The organism is Caballeronia sordidicola, assembly GCF_000729995.1.
GTDB lineage: Bacteria > Pseudomonadota > Gammaproteobacteria > Burkholderiales > Burkholderiaceae > Caballeronia > Caballeronia sordidicola_A.
Genome location: NZ_JNFG01000020.1, coordinates 94086 through 113007, shown reverse-complemented (window position 1 = coordinate 113007; position 18922 = coordinate 94086). Strand labels below are relative to the sequence as shown.

The following is an 18922-nucleotide window of genomic DNA, read 5'->3' as shown; positions in this document are numbered from 1 at the left end:
GCCTTGGTGCGTGCGGAAGCTCAATATCGATTACATACCCAAAGAGTAGTCTTATGAACGTAGAAAAAATAGATTTGGCTGCGCGCTGCATCGGTCGTTTTGTCGTCAACGCGCCGAGAGATGCATTAACGTTCGGTCGCGCGAAAGTGCAGGGAGTGTCTCTCGACGCGAAACAAATGAGCCGTGAAGATTTCGTTCGCGATATGCAGGCGACAGAAGCGAAACTGACGAACACAAAGAGCGTCTTCGGCTACAAGTATTTATACGAGCACGGGGTCGGCCCCACCACTAATACTCGATATTTCATTCACCTAAAAACCCCTAACGAGTCAAGCGATAGCAGCCGAACCATTGACGCATACAAATGGGCCGACGGCTATCGCCTGAAATTGAGCATTACCGGGTCTGACTTTACCGAATCGATCTACAAGAACACGCCATCTGTGATGAACCTTGACGTTAAAAACGACGTTCCGCAGAAGTCCCGGGTAGTGTTCGATTTATTAGGGCGTATCCGGGGCCGAGACGATAATGTCATTCCGACTGAGCCTGGCATGTGTTTTCTCGGAGGGTTCCTCGCGGGTAAAGCGCAAATCGACGAAAACGTGTCTTCACAATTCATCCTTAAGGCTGCAACTGACGTCAGTTTTGGCGTAGAAACGAACTCGGGGATAAGAGAAACAACGACGCTTCTACAACGGGGCGATCAGATAGCAGGCATGCTTAAAAATGCTGAAGGCGGCCGTACGATACGAAGCGGACCATTGTCGTTACCAGAAATCCAAGCAGAGGAATGGCTGATGGCCGGGCTCAGCCCGCTTTCAGTGCAAGGCACCTTTTTCATGTTGGAAGCAAACTCGACCACTAGTAGCGCTCAAACCCCGCTTGTCGGGGTGGAGATGCATAACGGATGGCCTGCTCCGGATGGCCTGCCAAAACAGAAGCTAGAAAAAGCCTCGCTCACCGAAGACAAGTCAATCGCCCTATGGGATGCGGTTTCGCGCACGCTGCGACCCAGGCCGAATGGCTTTTAGGGACGCGGCTATGGCTGTCGACCCTCTCCAACTGCCGGGTGAAGAACCTGAACCGGTGAATCTGCCATCGAAGCTCCTTTGGAGCGTCGTCTTCGCACTTCTGCTTACCGCAGGAGCCGCGGCAACGGTGCTACTTTGGCCGAAGAGCATGCCGACGAACGGCTGGTTTTTTGGGATGTCACTTACCGTTCTTCCAGCCGCATTTGCGAGCTTCGTCGTGGCGCGTCGGTTCAGTGCGTTTGAGGTGAGCAAGCTAGATGTACGCGCCAAGAACGAAGTCGTCAGAGCTTACAACCGGAGCGTTTTCGACGCCGCAAGCAAGCCGTTCACTGTGGTTTTCGCTGCTCACCGATTTTCATTCGATCGGGACGAGAACGCGCTGATAGGTGTCCACGATAGGTCCATCAAGCTTATTTCGCAGGCCGCGATTGCAAGCGACGCCCCGCCAGTGATCGCTCGGTGGATCGAACTGCCTTGCGTCAGTCTCGCGGCCGGCTCCCTAGCCGCCGACATGTCACGGCACAAAAACGTCACCAAATGGCTATTCGCAGAATTGATTGATGAGCTTATCGAGGCTATCAAAGCATTGCCACCAAGGGTTTCAGTCAACGTTCATTTCTTCATGTCGAGTCTCTTGCCGATTGAAGAGCGAGATCGGCTTTGGAATGACGCCTGGTGGGAGCGTGGCTTGAGGAACATCGACATCGCGGCCAGTGACGAAGATCATGGCCTTATGGCGCTCGATCGCTGGCTGGATGAGGCCATTGAGACCCCCGATAGCAAAGCTCGGCTCGTCCTTGCCGTTCAACTAAATGTGTTGCAAAGTGCCTCGCCACCATCGGGCGCTGCGGAAGCTGGTGTCGCATTGCTTCTTTTGCCTCACGGCGTAGCGACGCGACACAAAATGAAAGCGGCGGTAGCTCTCCATCGACCCGTCAGAGCGGGGTATGAACAAGCAAACGACGCGCTGCAACCTGCGCTGAAATGGGCCGACTCTAGCGCGGCTGACATTGAGGGCGGTTGGCAGACTGGTCTCGAAGCGGCCCAGTGGGGGCGGGTCTATCCGCAAGCCGCACTGCTTGGGCTCACCGAGGATGTGATCAAGATGGATCTATCGATCGGCAATACCCGTGTTGCCGCGCCTTGGCTGGCGATCGCGTGTGCTGCCAAATCGTTGTCCGACGATACCTCGAAGCAAATGGTATTCGCAGGTTCGAAATCAACGTTCGACTGCGCGGTGCTGGTTCGCCCCGTCGCGAACGACGTTTCCGCTTAGGCATGCGGAGCGCGGGAAACGCTTAGCTATTTAAGTGCTAACAGGCGCTCTTCGATGAGCGTTCACAGTCATCTCACAACGAGCAAACGATATGACAACGCGCTATGACCTGATGAAGGGCGATAAAACGCTCAACGGTGCAGTGATAGTGAGCGGAGATTCAACCGACATGCTGGGCAATCGCGAGCAGGCATACGAAGGCGATCCGGTGGTCTGTCCGGTATGCAAGACCATTGGACGGATCGTGTGCGTCGGACCCCGCCATTCGATGACTTCTCCAGACGGACGCGAGGCCGCGCTAAGCGACGACATCTGTCTGTGCCTTTGTCAGCCAAGTTCGCACTTCCTTCCGTCTCAGTACACGTCATACATGGACGTGTAACAGCAGCTCAACGCCAATCGGTTTTCGTACCGCCCGAGCGCAGGCGGTCCAGCCGGACTTCGCTGAAAAGAAACCACCGCACATGAAAAAGCTCTCCCTAGACATACTCGGAATCACGGCGCTCGCTCTGATTGTCTGCCTCGTCATCCTCGTGTGGGGTAAGGAGCTTGGCATCGCCACAGCGGACGCCCGAAGTATCTGGATACCGGCTGTAGCAATGTGCTCTTTGGTACTTGCCTTTTCCTTGACTTTCGATAATCGAGCGAGGTTAGGCAGTGCAGCGCGAAGCCTGGCAAGGTGGCTGCATATTCGTGCGCCTCAGACAGACGCAACCACACAAGGTGCGTTGGCTAAATCGAAGAACACCCAAGCGCCCTCGTCGAACGGGTTAAGTCTGCTTCGTGAACATTTGCGCGTCGAGAACGGCATGCGCTGGCGATATCGTCAATCGTGGCTTCTGTTGACCGGCGACGACGCGACGATCGAAAAATCGCTGCCGGATCTCGTCTTCCAAGGCTGGCTCGCCACGCAAGATGCTGTGCTGTTGTGGAGCAAGACAGACAGGGACGGCCGACCCGATGGAGCTTGGCTTCAGCAGCTCTACGCACTTCGCCGCAATCGCCCACTTGACGCCGTGATCCTGACGCTCGACGGCAACATGGATCTTTCGTTGCAACGCGCCACCACTAACGTATATGGCGTGATGCTCGCGCGCATCGCCAACGCGCTGCGCTGGTCCGCGCCAGTGTATGTGCTCGATGTCGCGCAAACCGACGCCTTCAACAACGGTCGTACGGCGGCGCTCGGGTGTGAGTTCGCACCCGGCGCCAACGAGCGTTCGATCGAATCGAGCTTGCTTCAGTTGCGCAGCCGTATCGGGCATATGAGCGTCGGGCAGTTGATCCGAAGCTACAAAGACCGATACTCCGCGCAGTTGTCGGAGCGACTCGATACCCGTAGCGCGCCGCTGGCCGCATTGATCGCATCGTTGGCAAATCGCAAGGAACGGCATCGATCTGTAAGCGGTGCGTTCTTCGCGCCGTTTCCGGTTGCCGTTAATACACGCACAGCCGCCGATTCAAACGAGCTCACCAGTGCCGATCTGCCGCTATGGCGCCACCTTGCCGCGATCGCACGCAAGCAACGCGGTCGACGCATGGGCTGGCATCCGGCAACAGTGTTCTCGACCATCGCCTTGACCGTGATCGGCATATGGACCGCTGGCATGCTGATCTCAGGTATGAGCAACGGACGCAGCTTGTCCGAAGCACAGCAGACTATTCAAACGCTCAAGACCGCGCCCGATCCCGCTGCCCGTCTGCAAGCCTTGCTCGCGCTACAACAGCAGATAGGCCGCTACGAAGATCGGGTCGCCCACCAGCCGCCGTTATGGACTCGCTTCGGCTTGAATCAGGACACGTCGGTCCTTGCCGCGCTGTGGCCACCATATGCTGCCGCGAGCAAAGCGGTCTTGGTGACCCCGATCCAGCAAAACCTCGAAGCGACGTTGGTTGATCTGAGCCAGATGCAAACCGATTCACTCGACGACCACGCCAACGCTGCCGCTTTGGACGGCCACAAGGCGCTCAAGACCTATCTGATGCTCGCCGATCCGAGCCGCGTCGATGCGAGTTTCATTACACCGCAACTGGTGCGTTTTTGGTCCACGAACGCAAACGTTTCCGTCGGCGCGAAGCTCGATATCTCCGAGCGATTGGCGGGGTTCTACGCACAACATCTCAAAGCCCACGACGCCTGGCGCATCCAGCCGCGCGCGGATCTGGTGAACGCGTCGCGTCAAACGTTGCTGTCGGTGATCGGCGTGCGCAATTCTGAAGACACCGTTTATCAAAGCGTGCTGGCGGGTATGGGCAACAAATACCCGGACCAGACGCTGGCATCGCTTACAGCAGGCACCGACACACGCGGACTCATCCGAACGAGCGTCACCGTGCCGGGCGTCTACACACGGCAAGCGTACGAAGGTCATGTCGCGGCGGCAATCGCCCAAGCCGCCAAGAGCCGCGACGTGACCCGCGATTGGGTGCTCGTCAACAATGAGCCTTCTGCGAACCCGGTCGACGCTGCACAAGTCTCATCAACCGATGCGCTCGAACTCGCTCTCACCACGCAGTACTTCAACGACTATGCCGAGCACTGGCAGGGCTTCATGAACGCGCTGCAGTGGCAGCCGGCACCGAACGTTCCCGCTGCCATCGAACAGATGAAACTCCTCACCGATGCGCGTCAATCGCCGGTCATCGCGTTAATGAAGTCGCTCGACTACCAAGGCACGGCCGGTACCCGTCAAGCGTCGCTATCGGACACACTAGTTGCCAAGGCGCAAAACATGTTCGGTAAGAAAGATGCCGAGGCAGCGGTCGCGACGGCGAATGCATCGGGGCCGCTGTCGGCGTCTTTCGGACCGGTGCTGCGGCTCATAGGGCGTGACGGTGATTCCACCGCCAAGACCGGTGCACCCGCCAGCGATGTCAGCCTGCAACGCTATCTCGAACGCGTCACGGCATTGCGGCTGAAGCTACAGCAACTGAGTAACGGCACCGATGGCGACGCCCAGGCGCGCCAACTCGCGCAAGCGCTGTTCCAAGGCAAGGGCTCCGAACTCGCCGATACCCAAGCTTACGCGCAACTCATCGCCGCGAGCCTCGGCGCGCAGTGGTCCGGCATGGGCGATGCACTCTTCGTTCGCCCCGTCGCGCAGGCCACGCAGATCGTGCTGCAACCGGCGCAAGCGAGCCTGAACGATGCATGGCGGCAGACTATCGTCGCAAACTGGAACAAGTCATTTACCGGCCGCTATCCGTTCAATAACACCGACAACGACGCATCCATTCCCGAACTCGCGCGCTTTATCCGGCCGCAAGGCGGGTTGATATCGACGTTCCTCAGTCTTCAACTCGCGGGCGTGCTGGAGCTTCAAGGTGACCAGTGGGTGGAAACCAACACACGCGGCGGCGCATTGCAGTTCGATCCGGCGTTTATCAAAGCCGTGAACATGTTGCAGCGGGTCGCGGGGCATTTGCTCGCGCAAGGCGAGCCTCAGTATCGCTTCGACTTCAAACCGATTCCGACACCGGGAATCACGGACACGGTTTTGACCATTGATGCGCAGAAGCTGCACTACTACAACCAGCGCGAAACCTGGCAGGGTCTGGTCTGGCCATCGAATGATCCTGAGACGAAGGGCACGCGCCTGCAATGGCAGACCGAGCAGGCTGGCACGAACAAGAACTTCGAGTTCGGCGGCCGATGGGCACTCGTGCGGATGCTCGAACGCGCAAAGGTCGAGCCCGTGGATAGCGCGACATTCCAGCTTACGTGGCAAGCCGCGCCTGACACACGAATGATGCGCATGGCCGCAGCCGCATCACCGAGCGCGGCTTCATCGACTTCACCGACTGCGCAAAATCCGTCGCATCGAGCCGGCGACGATTGGAACGGTTCCGTGCAGGAGCAAAGCGCATCGACCGAGCATCTGGCACTCGATAGCCTCGTCACGCAAGAACCGCTCACCGCGCCACCCACAAACCTGACGTACCCGTTGAGCTATCTGATGCGCACGGACGTTGGTAAAGGACCACTTGAACTGCTGGCATTGAAGGGATTTGTCTTGCCGAACCGCATGTTCATCGACAAGCCGGCACGCGTGGCGAACATCAGTACGTCCGCCAGCCCACCGCCGTTGCCTAAAGCCGCGCGTGACGCTGCGAAACACGCCGTGACGCCGCTGCCTGACGTTGCATTATGAATTCCCTCGCATCGCAACAGGCCGCTATCCCGGCTGCCCTACCGCAAGGAGCACGCACCGCATGATTACCTTCTCGAAGCTCCTAAACGCGCTGTTCGGCACACGAACCCCGTCCGATCTCGCGCGTTCGTCCCAATCGCAATGGGACGCGTGGCTGCAGCCGATCATCGAACTGCATCCTGGTGATATCGCGACCGAAGCAGCGCACGTCGGCGAAGACCCGGGATACGACGACGGCTTCCTCGCGATCAAGGAGCAAGTGGCGAAACTGTCGGACGTCAATGACACGCTGATCATCGAGACCGCCGAACATCTGCTCAAGCACACGGCCAAAGACGCGCGAATAGCCGTCTATTACGTCTATGGTCGCATGCGTCGCGATGGTGCCGAAGGTGTCGCTGCAGGCTTCGAACTGCTATCGGCGTTGATCGATCGCTTCGGTACTGAGTTACTCCCCGCACGTGCCGAATCTCGTAGGACGGCGCTCGAATGGCTCGCAGGCACAACCTTTGCAGAGCGGCTTGACCGCGTACAAGGACTGACGGGAGATCTGCTCGAACGCTCGCTTTCAGCACTCGCGCTCATCACCGAACGCACAGCAGAATGGCCGGACAACGCGAGGCCACAACTCAGCGGTTTGTACCGCCGGTTCGAGGGCCGCGTCGAGTCGCCGACAGCCGCCGACACCCCCGCCAAGACCACGGCGCCCAATGCGAGCACAGGAACCTCATTAACGTCCGCAGCCGATGTCTCCTCAACTCGCGACCTGCTCGACCGCGCCCGTCAAATGGCGGCGTTCCTACGCGAACAGCCGCAAGGGTATCTCGCTGCGTATCGCCTGATGCGCTGCATCCGTTGGGACACGCTCACCGAGGTGCCACCCTGCGACCCCACCAGCAAGACGCGACTCGTGCCTCCGCGCGCCGAACTTCGGGCTCAGCTCAAACGTTTGCTGATGCAAAAGCAATGGCTTGAGCTTCTCGATCGCGTCGAACTCGCGTTCGCCGAAGGCGCAAACCACTTCTGGCTCGACCTGCAATATTACGCATTCGTCGCCCAGGAGCAGGCTGGCGGCGAATACGCGCCCGTGCGAGATCTGGCGGCAACAGACTGCGCGTTAATGCTTGAACGCCTGCCCGGTTTCCACTTGCTGTCTTTCTCCGATGGCTCGCCTTTCGCGGACGATTCCACGCTCGAATGGATTGCGCGCTACGCGACTGTCAGAGACATCGATCGCGGCGAGACCCTGATCCCCGTCGCCGCGCAATCGGCACATACAGACTGGGCTGAAACCGAAGCGAAAGCCAACGATCTCGCCACTCATGAAGGACTGGATTCCGCATTCTCATGGCTGCAACGTTTGCCCGCGCAAGACGGCGATAGGGACCGCTTCGTCAGGCAGATGGTCATGGCGCGCGTCGCCGAACGCGCTGACCGTCCGGACACTGCGTTGCACCTTTTGTCGAGCGTTGATACGACCGCGCGCCGCTTCGAGTTGACGCGTTGGGAGCCATCGCTCGCGTTCGAAGCCAAGCAGCACCTGATGCGCTTGCTCAAAGTCCGTATGACGCGCAAGGACGCTGACAAGCCCGCGCTCGCCCAACGCATAGAGATGCTGACGGGCGAGCTGACAGCCATCGATGCCGCCCGCGCCGTTGCGCTCGACTAGACCATCAAAGCCCAGACCCGTGACCAAATCGAACAGTCCCAACGACAACGAAATCCTGCGCTACTACGAAGCCGAAATGCGCTATCTGCGCGAGGCCGGCAAGGAGTTCGCACAAGCGTTTCCTGACCGGGCGAAGATGCTCAACATCGACCGTATCGGTGACCGCGATCCGCACGTCGAACGCCTGTTCGAAGGTTTTGCATTTCTCGTCGGAAGGCTGCGTCAGAAACTCGACGACGAACTGCCTGAGTTGACGGAAGGCCTCGTCAGCATGCTGTGGCCGCATTATCTACGGATGATTCCGTCGCTTTCGATACTCGAAATCACGCCCACGGAAGGTTCGCTGCAAAGCCATGAAGTGCTCGCGGCGGGCCTTGAGGTGCTGGCCGATCCGATTCCGGTCGATGACGAGCGCGTCGAGTGCGTCTATCGCACCACGCAAGCGGTCGACTTGTATCCGGTCAAGCTAACCGAAGCGAACGCTTTCGCACGCGAAGACGGTCGCTCGGTCATTAGACTCAGGCTGGAACTGCAGCCGCAGATACCGAGGGGGCAAATGCACATACCGCGTCTGCGGCTATACCTTAATGCCGACCGACCGGTTGCGCTGAGCCTTTACACCGCATTGACCGCGGCACCGCTCGCGGTTCACGTTCGCATTCCGGGTTACCCCGAGGACCGGCCGGGACTGCCGCAAACCATGCAGGGCCTGCGCGTGGAAGCCGCGGGATTCAAGGCTGACGAACGCCTATGGCCCAAAGCCGACAACGCGTTCGGTGGCTATCAACTTCTGCTTGAGTACTTCACCTTCCCCGAGAAGTTCATGTTCGTGGATCTCGTAGGACTCGACATGCAGATGATTCCTCAAGCCGCGCCGTACTTCGATGTCGAGATCGTTCTTGCGCAGCCATACCCGGATGACATGCGCTTCACGGAAGAAAACGTTCGGCTCTTCTGCACGCCGATCATCAACCTGTTCAAGATCCAGGCCGATCCGATCACAGTCTCGCACTTCGAAACGGAATATCGCGTGCATACGGTGAAAGCACGCGGTGACTTTGTAGAAGCGTATTCGGTCGACTCGGTCGTGGGCTTTGAAACCTCAAACGGCTCGCGTTTCGAGTACGCGCCATTTGCGTCGTTCCGACATCGCGGCGGCATGTTGCGCCATGAGATGCCCGAACGATACTTCCACACGCGTGCACGACGCGGACCGTCAGGACGGTTCGACACGTGGGTTGTTCTGGGCGGACATGCATGGGAAAGCGAAACCACCCTGCCTGAGGAAACGCTATCACTTTCGGTGACGGGCACGAACGGCATGCTGCCACGCAAAGGCCTGCGCGAAGCAAGTATCAATCGCACGCGCGGCGGCTTTACGAACGTCGCATCGGTGCGAAACCTCACAGCGCCGACCTTGCCCGTTTATCCGCCGACAGGAGACCGCTTCCATTGGCGTGTGCTCTCGCATCTCGCCCCGAACTATCTATCCCTGCTGGATGCAGAGATCCTGCGCGGCAGTCTTGCGCTTTACGACTGGACCGATGGCGAGCTGAACCGGCGGCGTATCGATGCGATTATTGACGTCAAACATCAGCCCCTGCAAAAACTTGTCAAGGGCGGCTTGCTGCGCGGTGTGGAAATCGAAGTCACGCTTAACAGTGACAAGTTTGCAGGCGACGGTGATCTCGCGTTGTTCGGCGAAATGCTCAATCGCTTCTTCGCGCTCTACGCGACGATGAATATCTATACGAAGCTTGTCGTCATTTCGTTACCGAGTGGTCGCAGGATAACGTGGCCGGACAACAAAGCTGAAGGCGCACCGTTTTGAACGCGCCCCATCGAGAGTTTCCAATGCTTGAAGAGCGCGTCCTGTTGCCAGCTTTACTGCGCGACGCGACGCGCATGAACTTCCTGCGCTTTTGTGAACTGATCGAACTCTCCGCGCCAGATCTACCATCACTCGGCTCAACCGACTCACTGGCAAACGAGCCAATCCGCTTTCGCTCGCGCGCCCGACTCGGATTCCCAAATCGGGAAATCGACGCGGTCGAGTACGACAATGACGACAGATCGAAACCGCCGGCTATCCGCACCACGTTCCTCGGGCTCTACGGCGTCGATGCGCGCATGCCTTCGTATTTCATCGACGAAGTCGCGCAGAATCGTGACGGCGCTGAATCGTTGTCGGCGTTTCTGGACATGTTCCATCACAGAATCGCGACACAGTTTTATCGGACGTGGCGCAAATATCGATTCCCCGCAGGGTTTAAGAAAGGCGGCACCGATGACGTCTCGCGCTGCCTGGTCAGTCTGGTGGGATTGGGTATCGGACATGCCGATATCGAGCAGATCGTCGGCACACGCAAGCTGCTGTCGATGCTCGGACTTGCCGGCCAGCGGACCCGCACAGCCGAGGGGCTTGCTGGCGTCCTGCAACATGCCGTGCCCGATGCGACCATCACAGTCACCGAATTCCATCCGGTATGGATTCAGTTGAACCAGTTTGAGCCAACGGCGTTAGGTGAGAACTGCGTACTGGGGCGCGGCTTCTACGATCGAGGTAATTGTGCACGCGTAGTGATCGCACCAACGACAGCCGAATCGGTGTTGGGCCTGACGCCTGGTCGTCAAGTGCACAGCGAAATCATGGCGCTGCTGCGCTTCTACCTCGGCTACGAATCGAACGCGCATTTGGAGATGCATGTTGCGCCCGACCTAATGCCAAAAGCCGAGCTTTCATCGGACCAAGTGAGCCTTGGTTACACGAGCCAACTCGCGCAAGCTGAACTGCCCTATGCGACAGGCGCCACCACCCGTGTGCAACTTGGCACGTGGGACGGTCGCACCGCGAACACACGGTCAACACATTAAAACAATGGAACGCAAGTATGAATCGCACGATGATCCGACAGATGCAACTCGCCGTTGCGGCGTTTGCCATCCTTTCCATCGCGGGCTGCGGGGTGGGGCAAGCAGTAAAAAGCGGCACAGTGGATGCAGCGAAATGGGCGTTCACCACGCAGGTTAAAACCATGAACGTCGACTTCGTCAGCCGGTCGTCATCGAATACAAACGGCACGGGACAATCGTTATCGACCGTGGTGCGAATCTATCAGCTAAAGACGCCGCAAGCGTTCGATCAACTCGACTACGTGCAGTTGCAGACGAATGATATGGACGCGCTGAAGGCTGACCTGCTTGGGTCGACGGATCTCGTGCTTCGGCCTAATGCGAACGCCAGCGTCAGTGAGCCGATGAGCGAAGACGCGGAGTACGTCGGCATTGTCGCGTTCTTTCGCGATGACGGGCGGGATTCGAAGTGGAAACTGGTGATACCAAAGAAGCAGTGGAAAAAGACCGATCCGGTCAAAGTCGAAGTGCGGGACAGCTCGTTGAGTGTTGCTGGTATTGGCGACAGAATCGTCAAGCGGCAAACCGCACCCCAAACGGTGAATGCCCCGCAAAACACAAGTCCCGACGCGATACAACCTGTGAGGCCGGGTGCGCCGTCACCAGCAAAGCCAAAAGCAAAGGAAACCCCGTCCCACGATGACTGGGTACGAGCCGGCTAAACAGCTCGATTCGTTGAGCCGCAAAAGCGAAAGAGGTCTACCGAGCAAGCATCGACTTGCATCGTGTAGACCTCAGCATGAAGATCATTCTTCTACGCCGCTAACGCCCCCGCACTACCTGGGGCAGCAAATCACTTCGCCGTAGGCATCGCAAACTCCGCACCCTTCTCCGTGCTTTCCGGCCACCGCTGCATGATCGACTTTTGCCGCGTATAGAACCGCACGCCTTCCTCGCCATACGCGTGCATGTCACCAAACAAACTACGCTTCCATCCACCGAACCCGTGCCAAGCCATCGGCACGGGAATAGGCACATTGATCCCCACCATCCCTACTTCAATCCGCCGTCCGAACTCGCGTGCAATGTGTCCATCACGCGTATAGCAAGCAACACCATTGCCAAACTCATGCGCATTGATCAGATCAACCGCTTCAGTAAAGTCCTTCACCCGCACACACGCCAGCACCGGCCCAAAGATCTCTTCCTTATAAATACGCATCTCAGGCGTCACATTGTCGAACAACGTACCACCCGTGAAGAAGCCTTCTTCATGCCCCGGCACCTTCAGCCCACGTCCATCAACAACCAGCGAAGCACCCTCTTCCACACCCAGCGCGATATAACCTTCAATGCGTTCCAACGCTTGACGCGTGACGACCGGACCCATTTCGGCATCAGCCTCCATACCGTTCTTCACGATCAGCGTACGTGCGCGCTCTGCCAATCGCGGAATCAGCTTATCGGCGACATCACCCACCAGCACAGCCACCGAAATCGCCATACAGCGCTCGCCAGCCGAGCCATAACCCGCACCAACCAGTGCATCGATAGCCTGATCGATATCCGCATCCGGCATCACCACCATGTGATTCTTCGCGCCGCCAAGCGCCTGCACGCGCTTGCCATGCTGCGCACCGGTCTGATAGATGTAATTCGCGATCGGCGTTGATCCCACAAAGCTGATGGCTTTCACATCGGGATGGACGAGCAGCGCATCGACCACGACCTTGTCGCCTTGCACCACGCTGAACACACCATCGGGCAGCCCAGCTTCCTGCAACAGCCCCGCCATAAACAACGACGCCGACGGATCACGCTCACTCGGCTTCAGCACGAACGCATTACCCGCAGCGATAGCAACCGGGAACATCCAGCAAGGCACCATGCACGGGAAGTTGAACGGCGTAATGCCAGCCACAACGCCAAGCGCCTGACGCGTCGTCCAGTTATCGATACCCGTCGATACCTGCTCGGTGTAATCGCCCTTCAAAAGCTGCGGAATGCCGCAAGCGAATTCGATTACGTCGATACCTCGCGACACTTCGCCCTGCGCATCGCTGAACACCTTGCCGTGCTCGGCGGTGATGATCGCGGCGAGCTCGTCACGGTGTTTATTCATCAACTCCAGAAAACGCAGCATGACGCGCGCGCGCCGGATCGGCGGCGTCTCGCTCCAGCCCCTAAACGCTTTCTTTGCGGCGGCGACAGCGGCATCCACATCGGCCACATCGCCCAGACGCAGCGTGCGTGCTTCCTTGCCGGTCGCGGGATTGAAAATCGGCTGGGTACGCGTGCCCGTTCCAGGAACACGGCGGCCCTCGATAAAGTGGCCGACGTCCGCGCGATCGCTGAAGCTTTGCATGATGTGACACCTGAATGTGATGGGAGTCTTCAGAGTGTAAGAACGTCAGACGCGTCTGCAAAGGCGCTATGATTGAAATGATTGTTTTCTATGGTGAACAATGAAGATATGGAAACGCAACGCGTCGAGGCGCTCTGGACTCATCTGTATTGGCTGACCATTCTCGCGCAGCAAGGCAGCTATACGCGCGCCGCCACGCGGCTAGGTGTGAGCAAGGCTGCCATGAGCCAGCGGATTGCCGAACTGGAGCGCGCAGCGGGAGTGTCGCTGGTGCAGCGCACAACGCGCAGCGTGCGGCTGACAGAGGCTGGGCAGCGTCTGGTCGATCAAACCCGCGATCAATATGAAGGTATTGCACAAAGTTTCGCGGGCGTGCGCGATTCGGCGGGCGTCGCTCGCGGCGAGCTGCGTGTCACCGCCCCGGTGGCATTCGCGCGACAGCAACTCGTGCCGCATCTGTCGGCGTTTCTGCGGGCGAATCCGGAAGTACGCGTGCAGCTCGAAGTGTCGGACCGCATTAGTTCGCTTGCCAGCGAGGGTTTCGATCTCGCGATCCGTCATAGCGCCGTCGCACCGGAAACACATGTCGCCTGGACCCTGTGCGCGACTCACTCGGTAATCGTAGCGACGCGAGCGTATCTGCGCCGGCGCGGCACACCCGCCACGCCACAGGACCTGGCCGCGCATGACTGCCTGTTCTATCCCCGCGCGCAAGAGGCGCCCGCCTGGACCTTCGAACGCGCGACGGGACGCAAGAGCGCAGCCGAGCGCGTGACCGTGCCAATCAACGGGCCGTTTTCCGCGAACAATAGCGAGACCCTGCGCGACGCCGCACTCGACGACCTCGGTATCGCGCTGCTACCCGATTTCAGCGCGCAAGCTGCGCTGCGCGCCGGGCAGTTGATCAAGGTACTCCCGGAGTGGCAACCCAAGGGCGGGTTCGCTGAACAGCTTTATATCGTCCGGCCTTACGCGTCGCATGTGCCGCGTGCAGTGACAGCGTTTGTCTCCTACCTGCGCAAGACCTTCGAAAGCGGTTTCTCGGACTAGCCTCCGAGCCCGCTCACTACACACCGAGTTAACGGCTGGTCGCCCGATTGTCGATCCAGTTGACGATATCGGTGTGATAAGTGCGCGGCGCTTTTGCGACCGTTCGCACCGCCAGACTCGCCAGCGTCTGTGCTTCAAGCACCTCGTTCATGCGCTTCTCGGCGTCCAGCATCACTGCGTGAATAGAGCACGTGCCGCTCGTCGCCCATTTGGGCGCGGTATCCCCGAAGATTGCGCAACGTGCGCGAATTTCGCGGCAGTCGAAAAGCGGCTTCGGACCGTCGACAGCCAGCACGACGTCAAGCACGGTAATCCGCTCAGCCGGTCGCGCGAGCGTGAATCCCCCGCGCGCGCCCTCGGTGGCGACCGTCAATCCCGCCTTATGAAGCTTGGTGAAAAGCTTGGCGACGTAATCAACCGATAACCCTTGCAGCTCGGCCAGGTCACGCACGCTCGCCTCGCCCACGCCTGCGGGCGCGTCGGTCAAATACAAAAGACAGTGCAGCGCGTATTCGACGCCCGAACTGATGTGGCTCATCTTATCTCCGACTCTATATATCCTAGTTTTGACATTTTATATAGTCAGCCGATGGCGAGCAACATCAATCTTTACAGCAGGTATCCGAAACACAGACAGATGAAGTAGGTACTTGCCAAATCTAACTACGACAATTATAGTCGTAGTTACGCGACCGACAAAACTTCTTAATTTCGTCATGCAGTCCCAACGCATGACGTCGAAGTGAGATGACCTGATCAATGAATGGAATCGAAAAATGACTGATAGCGGCAAGAGAATATTGGTAGTCGGCGCCGGTTTTGCCGGTATGTGGAGCGCGCTTGGTGCGGCTCGCCTGCTGGACATCGCAAACAAATCGGGAGAGCGGATCGAAGTGGTCTTGATTGCACCCGAGCCGATGCTGCATGTCCGGCCGCGTCTTCACGAGTCCAATCCGCTTGGCATGAAAGCGCCCTTGTTGCCGCTCTTCGACGCAACCGGCGTTCGATTCATTCAGGGCAGCGTGAGCGAAATTCGTGCGGCGGCCCGCGAAGTCGAGGCCATCGGCGCGGACGGAAACACGTTCACAGTACGGTATGACAAGCTCGTGCTGGCGAGCGGAAGTTCACTCTTTCGTCCTCCGGTGCCGGGCCTGGCTACGGCCGCGTTCAGCATCGACCAGATCGGGGACGCCGCGCTTCTCGAGGCGCATCTCGGCAAGCTCGCCGATCAACCTGATACGCCGGCCCGCAACACGGTAGTCGTGGTGGGCGGCGGATTCACAGGCATCGAGATAGCGACCGAGCTTCCGGAGCGCTTGCGGTCTGTGTTGGGAAACACCACGTCCGTCAACGTGATCGTGATAGAACAAGCCGATGCAGTAGGCCCGGATCTTGGCCTCGGTCCCCGGCCTGTGATTGAGCAAGCTTTGACCGAACTCGGTATAACCGTGCATCTGGGCACCGCGGTGAGCGCCATCGATACCGATGGGATCGTCACATCGACCGGCGAACGCATCGATACAAAGACGGTGATCTGGACAGCGGGTATGCGCGCCAACGCGCTCACGAAGAAACTTGACGCCGAGCGCGACCGGCTCGGGCGCTTGCATGTGGATGCGGACCTGCGTGTATCCGGAACGCAAGACATCTTCGCCGCCGGCGATGTCGCCTTCGCCGCTACCGACGACCTAGGAAATCACGCACTCATGTCATGCCAGCACGCGATGAACATGGGCCGGTTCGCAGGCCACAACGTGGCGGCTGATCTGGTCAGCGTGGCGCTTTTGCCTTATCGGCAGCCGGTGTATGTGACGTGTCTCGATCTCGGATCGTGGGGCGCGGTTTATACCGAAGGGTGGGATCGCGAGATCAAGCTCGTCGGCACGGAGGCGAAGGCGCTCAAACGGCAGATTTGCACCGAGTGGATCTATCCGCCTGCTGCCGATCGCGCAGCGGCATTCGCCGCGGCCGATCCCGCGGTCACTGTTGTTGCCTAACTGCGAGCCGGCGCCGCTGCGCCTCTAGCACCTCATCGGCATGAAACCCCGCCAACTGCTGATACAACGCCGGCGCAGTAGCGCCCTCTGTGTTCAGCAGCAGGACGTTCGAGCGTTCATCGAGTCCCAGCGCAGCGCGATCTTCCGCGCTGCTGCCCGCCTGGATGAGTCCCGCAAGACCGGCTGCGCCCGACTCCCCCGACACAATCGGAACATCACGCTCGGCACCTGCTGCGAAGATCCGCATGGCATCGACGGCGGCATCGTCGGGAATGGTCATGAAGGCATCGGCGAGAACGGCCAGGAAACGCCACGCCAGCGGCGACGCTTCTCCGCAAGCAAGCCCTGCCATGATCGAGTCGACGGAGCCGGTGGCAAGCGCTGCCTGTCCTTTAACCGCGCTTTGGAACAGGCAATCCGCCTGGTCCGGTTCGACAATCACGCAGAACGGCCGCCGCTCGCCGAAGTGTTCGGCGAAGTAACTGACGACACCGGCCGCCAGTCCGCCCACTCCGCCCTGAATGAACACATGTGTATAAAGGCCTTCGCTACGTTGCTCGATTGCTTCGGCTGCGATTGTCCCGTATCCCTGCATCACATCGCACGGGATGGTTTCATAGCCGTCGTATGAGGTATCGGAGACGACGTGCCAGCCATGCTCGTCCGCCAAACGCGCGGCCTCCTTCACCGACTCGTCATAGTTGCCGTCGATCTGCACGATCTCCGCGCCCAACTGTTCTATCGCGAGTCGCCGTTCATCGTTCACGTGGCGATGCAGCACGATCACGCACCGGCAACCAATACTGCGCGCAGCTGCAGCCAATGCACGGCCGTGGTTGCCATCGGTCGCGCTGATGACCGTGAAATCCCGCAGCAGCGCCTTGTAATGCCCAGCGGTTAACTTCGCCGGGACGAAGTCCTGCTCGGGCCAAAGGCGTCGAATCAAACGGATCAGCGCGATCGGTGCGCCCAGCGCCTTGAAGCTGCCAAGCGGGGAACGACGGCCTTCATCCTTCACGCTGATCGATCCAACCCCCAGCCGGACAGCAAGATCCGGCAAGTCCCACAACGGTGTCGGACCGGCGTTCAATCCATCCCACGTCGATAACCACGCGCGGCTTTCATCGGCGGCTTGAATGTTCAGGATGTCGCGAAGCGATTCATCGTAACGCCCCCGGCGCGCGCCGGTGTTAAGTTGCAGCATCAAACTTTCCTCTGGTTCTGGATAGGGTTATGGCCATGGACGACCGGCAGTTTCGTGCGCACGATCTCGGCTAGATAACGCGCGCCAATGGGCAAGACAGCATCGTTGAAATCGTAGCGTGCGTTGTGAAGCGGCGTCGCACCCGGCTCACCCTCAGCGCCATTGCCAATGAACGCGAAGTTTCCAGGCACCACCTGAAGGAACGCGCCGAAGTCTTCCGAGATCATCATCGGAGCCACGTTGCCGTTCACGTTCGCCGCGCCCACAATCGCCGTCGCGGCCGTGATCGCTGTCGGAACGCATTCTGGCGTGTTCACCGTGGGAACAAACTCATGCGTGTATTCGAACGAACATTCGGCGCCGTGAGCCGCGCAAATGCCCTCGCTAATGCTGCGCATCCGGCTCTCGAGCAACCGCTGCACGTCAGGCGTGTAACTGCGTGTATCGCCCTTGATGATCACCTGTCCGGGAATCGCGTTGCGAATACCATCGGTGAACAACTCCGTGCAGGAGATCACCGCGGGAACACCGGGGTCGACACTCCTCGATACAACCGTCTGCAAAGCCAGCACTATCTCTGCAGCAATCACAATGGGATCAATAGTCATATGCGGTCGTGCAGCATGTCCACCCCGGCCATTGATACGGATAACGAAATTATCTTCGCTCGCCATGATCCCGCCGGCCCGCGTTGCGATGGATCCCGCTCGCATGCCTGGAATGTTATGAACACCATAGATTTCATCGATGGGGAACCGCTCGAACAGTTTGTCGGCGATCATCGCCTTCGCTCCCTTGCCGTGTTCCTCGGCGGGCTGGAAGATGAAACGCACGGTCCCGTTGAAATCGCGACGCTCGCTCAAAAGCTTCGCCGCGCCGAGCACCATGCTCATGTGACCATCGTGTCCGCAAGCGTGGGATTTGCCGGTGCGCATGGACGCGTGACTGCGCTCCGGCGCTTGCTCATGGATGTTGAGCGCATCCATCTCCGCACGCAGACCAATCACACCGGGACCGTCGCCGCAGGACAGGCTCGCAACAAAACCCGTTCCGCCGATACCCCGCGTCACCTCAAGCCCGAAGCCCTCAAGCACCTCCGCCGCGAAGGCGCTTGTCTCGTGTTCCTCGAAGCCGGTCTCGGGCACGCGATGAAAGCGGTGTCGCCACTGCGTCAATTGACGATCGAAGTCCAACGCTGCGCTGCTTGTGTCCATCGTATATCTCCCCGTGTCCGCTCGATTCCTGCTGTGCTCCAGTATAGGAACCATCGACTGAGAAAAAATCTCACTGAAGGCGCCATCTTCGATAATTTCATTCTATTTA

General features: G+C 59.0%; 14 protein-coding genes. 10 read left to right on the top strand and 4 right to left on the bottom strand.

What is annotated here, in order from left to right:
• Window positions 1-53: 53 nt before the first annotated feature.
• From FH08_RS0119775 to tssJ, 8 genes are all read left to right on the top strand, one after another.
• The gene (locus FH08_RS0119775; RefSeq protein ID WP_031360001.1) at window positions 54-1034 is read left to right on the top strand and encodes a T6SS immunity protein Tli4 family protein; all 981 of its coding nucleotides are present in this window, start codon (window positions 54-56) and stop codon (window positions 1032-1034) included.
• A 10-nt stretch (window positions 1035-1044) separates the two neighbouring features.
• Complete coding sequence (locus tag FH08_RS0119770) at window positions 1045-2310, top strand: hypothetical protein (protein WP_031360000.1); 1266 nt, start codon at window positions 1045-1047, stop codon at window positions 2308-2310.
• Window positions 2311-2401: 91 nt separating this feature from the next.
• Window positions 2402-2692, top strand: a complete 291-nt coding sequence (locus FH08_RS0119765; protein ID WP_031359999.1) for a PAAR domain-containing protein — start codon at window positions 2402-2404, stop codon at window positions 2690-2692.
• Between the two features lie 82 nt (window positions 2693-2774).
• Window positions 2775-6461, top strand: coding sequence for an ImcF-related family protein (locus FH08_RS0119760; RefSeq protein WP_031359998.1), 3687 nt, complete (start codon window positions 2775-2777; stop codon window positions 6459-6461).
• A 61-nt stretch (window positions 6462-6522) separates the two neighbouring features.
• Window positions 6523-8130, top strand: a complete 1608-nt coding sequence (gene tssA / locus FH08_RS0119755) for a type VI secretion system protein TssA (RefSeq protein WP_031359997.1) — start codon at window positions 6523-6525, stop codon at window positions 8128-8130.
• A 19-nt stretch (window positions 8131-8149) separates the two neighbouring features.
• Window positions 8150-9961, top strand: coding sequence for a type VI secretion system baseplate subunit TssF (tssF, locus tag FH08_RS0119750; RefSeq protein WP_031359996.1), 1812 nt, complete (start codon window positions 8150-8152; stop codon window positions 9959-9961).
• A 23-nt stretch (window positions 9962-9984) separates the two neighbouring features.
• Window positions 9985-11004: a type VI secretion system baseplate subunit TssG gene (gene tssG / locus FH08_RS0119745; RefSeq protein WP_031359995.1), complete on the top strand. Its 1020-nt coding sequence runs from the start codon at window positions 9985-9987 to the stop codon at window positions 11002-11004.
• A gap of 17 nt (window positions 11005-11021) precedes the next feature.
• A complete protein-coding gene (tssJ, locus tag FH08_RS0119740; RefSeq protein ID WP_235210419.1) occupies window positions 11022-11705 on the top strand; it encodes a type VI secretion system lipoprotein TssJ in 684 nt (227 codons plus the stop codon).
• Window positions 11706-11836: 131 nt separating this feature from the next.
• On the opposite strand, the gene FH08_RS0119735 is transcribed toward tssJ, so the two are convergent.
• Complete coding sequence (locus tag FH08_RS0119735; protein ID WP_031359993.1) at window positions 11837-13348, bottom strand: CoA-acylating methylmalonate-semialdehyde dehydrogenase; 1512 nt, start codon at window positions 13346-13348, stop codon at window positions 11837-11839.
• 108 nt (window positions 13349-13456) lie between these two features.
• Between FH08_RS0119735 and FH08_RS0119730 the strand changes: the two genes are divergently transcribed.
• Entirely contained in the window at window positions 13457-14398 is a 942-nt protein-coding gene (locus tag FH08_RS0119730) for a LysR family transcriptional regulator (RefSeq protein WP_031359992.1), read from the top strand.
• Between the two features lie 28 nt (window positions 14399-14426).
• Here FH08_RS0119730 and FH08_RS0119725 read toward each other — a convergent pair whose 3' ends face one another.
• Window positions 14427-14936 carry an RrF2 family transcriptional regulator gene (locus FH08_RS0119725; RefSeq protein ID WP_031359991.1) on the bottom strand — a complete coding sequence of 170 codons (510 nt, stop codon included), beginning with the start codon at window positions 14934-14936 and terminating at the stop codon, window positions 14427-14429.
• Between the two features lie 238 nt (window positions 14937-15174).
• On the opposite strand from FH08_RS0119725, the gene FH08_RS0119720 reads away from it, so the two are divergent.
• Entirely contained in the window at window positions 15175-16395 is a 1221-nt protein-coding gene (locus FH08_RS0119720) for an NAD(P)/FAD-dependent oxidoreductase (RefSeq protein WP_031359990.1), read from the top strand.
• On the opposite strand, the gene FH08_RS0119715 is transcribed toward FH08_RS0119720, so the two are convergent.
• Complete coding sequence (locus FH08_RS0119715) at window positions 16379-17599, bottom strand: diaminopropionate ammonia-lyase (RefSeq protein ID WP_031359989.1); 1221 nt, start codon at window positions 17597-17599, stop codon at window positions 16379-16381. The two genes, FH08_RS0119720 and FH08_RS0119715, sit on opposite strands and share 17 nt — an antisense overlap.
• Window positions 17599-18813 (bottom strand): M20 aminoacylase family protein, encoded by a 1215-nt coding sequence (locus tag FH08_RS0119710; protein ID WP_051888377.1) that lies wholly within the window; start codon window positions 18811-18813, stop codon window positions 17599-17601. Before FH08_RS0119710 ends, FH08_RS0119715 begins: the two co-directional genes overlap by 1 nt.
• Window positions 18814-18922 lie beyond the last annotated feature (109 nt).

Bases quoted from the DNA above. Each gene is read 5' to 3' on its own strand.
- FH08_RS0119775 (WP_031360001.1), top strand. From the start codon at position 54: ATGAACGTAGAAAAAATAGATTTGGCTGCGCGCTGCATCGGTCGTTTT.
- FH08_RS0119770 (WP_031360000.1), top strand. From the start codon at position 1,045: ATGGCTGTCGACCCTCTCCAACTGCCGGGTGAAGAACCTGAACCGGTG.
- FH08_RS0119765 (WP_031359999.1), top strand. From the start codon at position 2,402: ATGACAACGCGCTATGACCTGATGAAGGGCGATAAAACGCTCAACGGT.
- FH08_RS0119760 (WP_031359998.1), top strand. From the start codon at position 2,775: ATGAAAAAGCTCTCCCTAGACATACTCGGAATCACGGCGCTCGCTCTG.
- tssA (WP_031359997.1), top strand. From the start codon at position 6,523: ATGATTACCTTCTCGAAGCTCCTAAACGCGCTGTTCGGCACACGAACC.
- tssG (WP_031359995.1), top strand. From the start codon at position 9,985: ATGCTTGAAGAGCGCGTCCTGTTGCCAGCTTTACTGCGCGACGCGACG.
- tssJ (WP_235210419.1), top strand. From the start codon at position 11,022: ATGAATCGCACGATGATCCGACAGATGCAACTCGCCGTTGCGGCGTTT.
- FH08_RS0119735 (WP_031359993.1), bottom strand. From the start codon at position 13,348: ATGCAAAGCTTCAGCGATCGCGCGGACGTCGGCCACTTTATCGAGGGC.
- FH08_RS0119730 (WP_031359992.1), top strand. From the start codon at position 13,457: ATGGAAACGCAACGCGTCGAGGCGCTCTGGACTCATCTGTATTGGCTG.
- FH08_RS0119725 (WP_031359991.1), bottom strand. From the start codon at position 14,936: ATGAGCCACATCAGTTCGGGCGTCGAATACGCGCTGCACTGTCTTTTG.
- FH08_RS0119720 (WP_031359990.1), top strand. From the start codon at position 15,175: ATGACTGATAGCGGCAAGAGAATATTGGTAGTCGGCGCCGGTTTTGCC.
- FH08_RS0119715 (WP_031359989.1), bottom strand. From the start codon at position 17,599: ATGCTGCAACTTAACACCGGCGCGCGCCGGGGGCGTTACGATGAATCG.
- FH08_RS0119710 (WP_051888377.1), bottom strand. From the start codon at position 18,813: ATGGACACAAGCAGCGCAGCGTTGGACTTCGATCGTCAATTGACGCAG.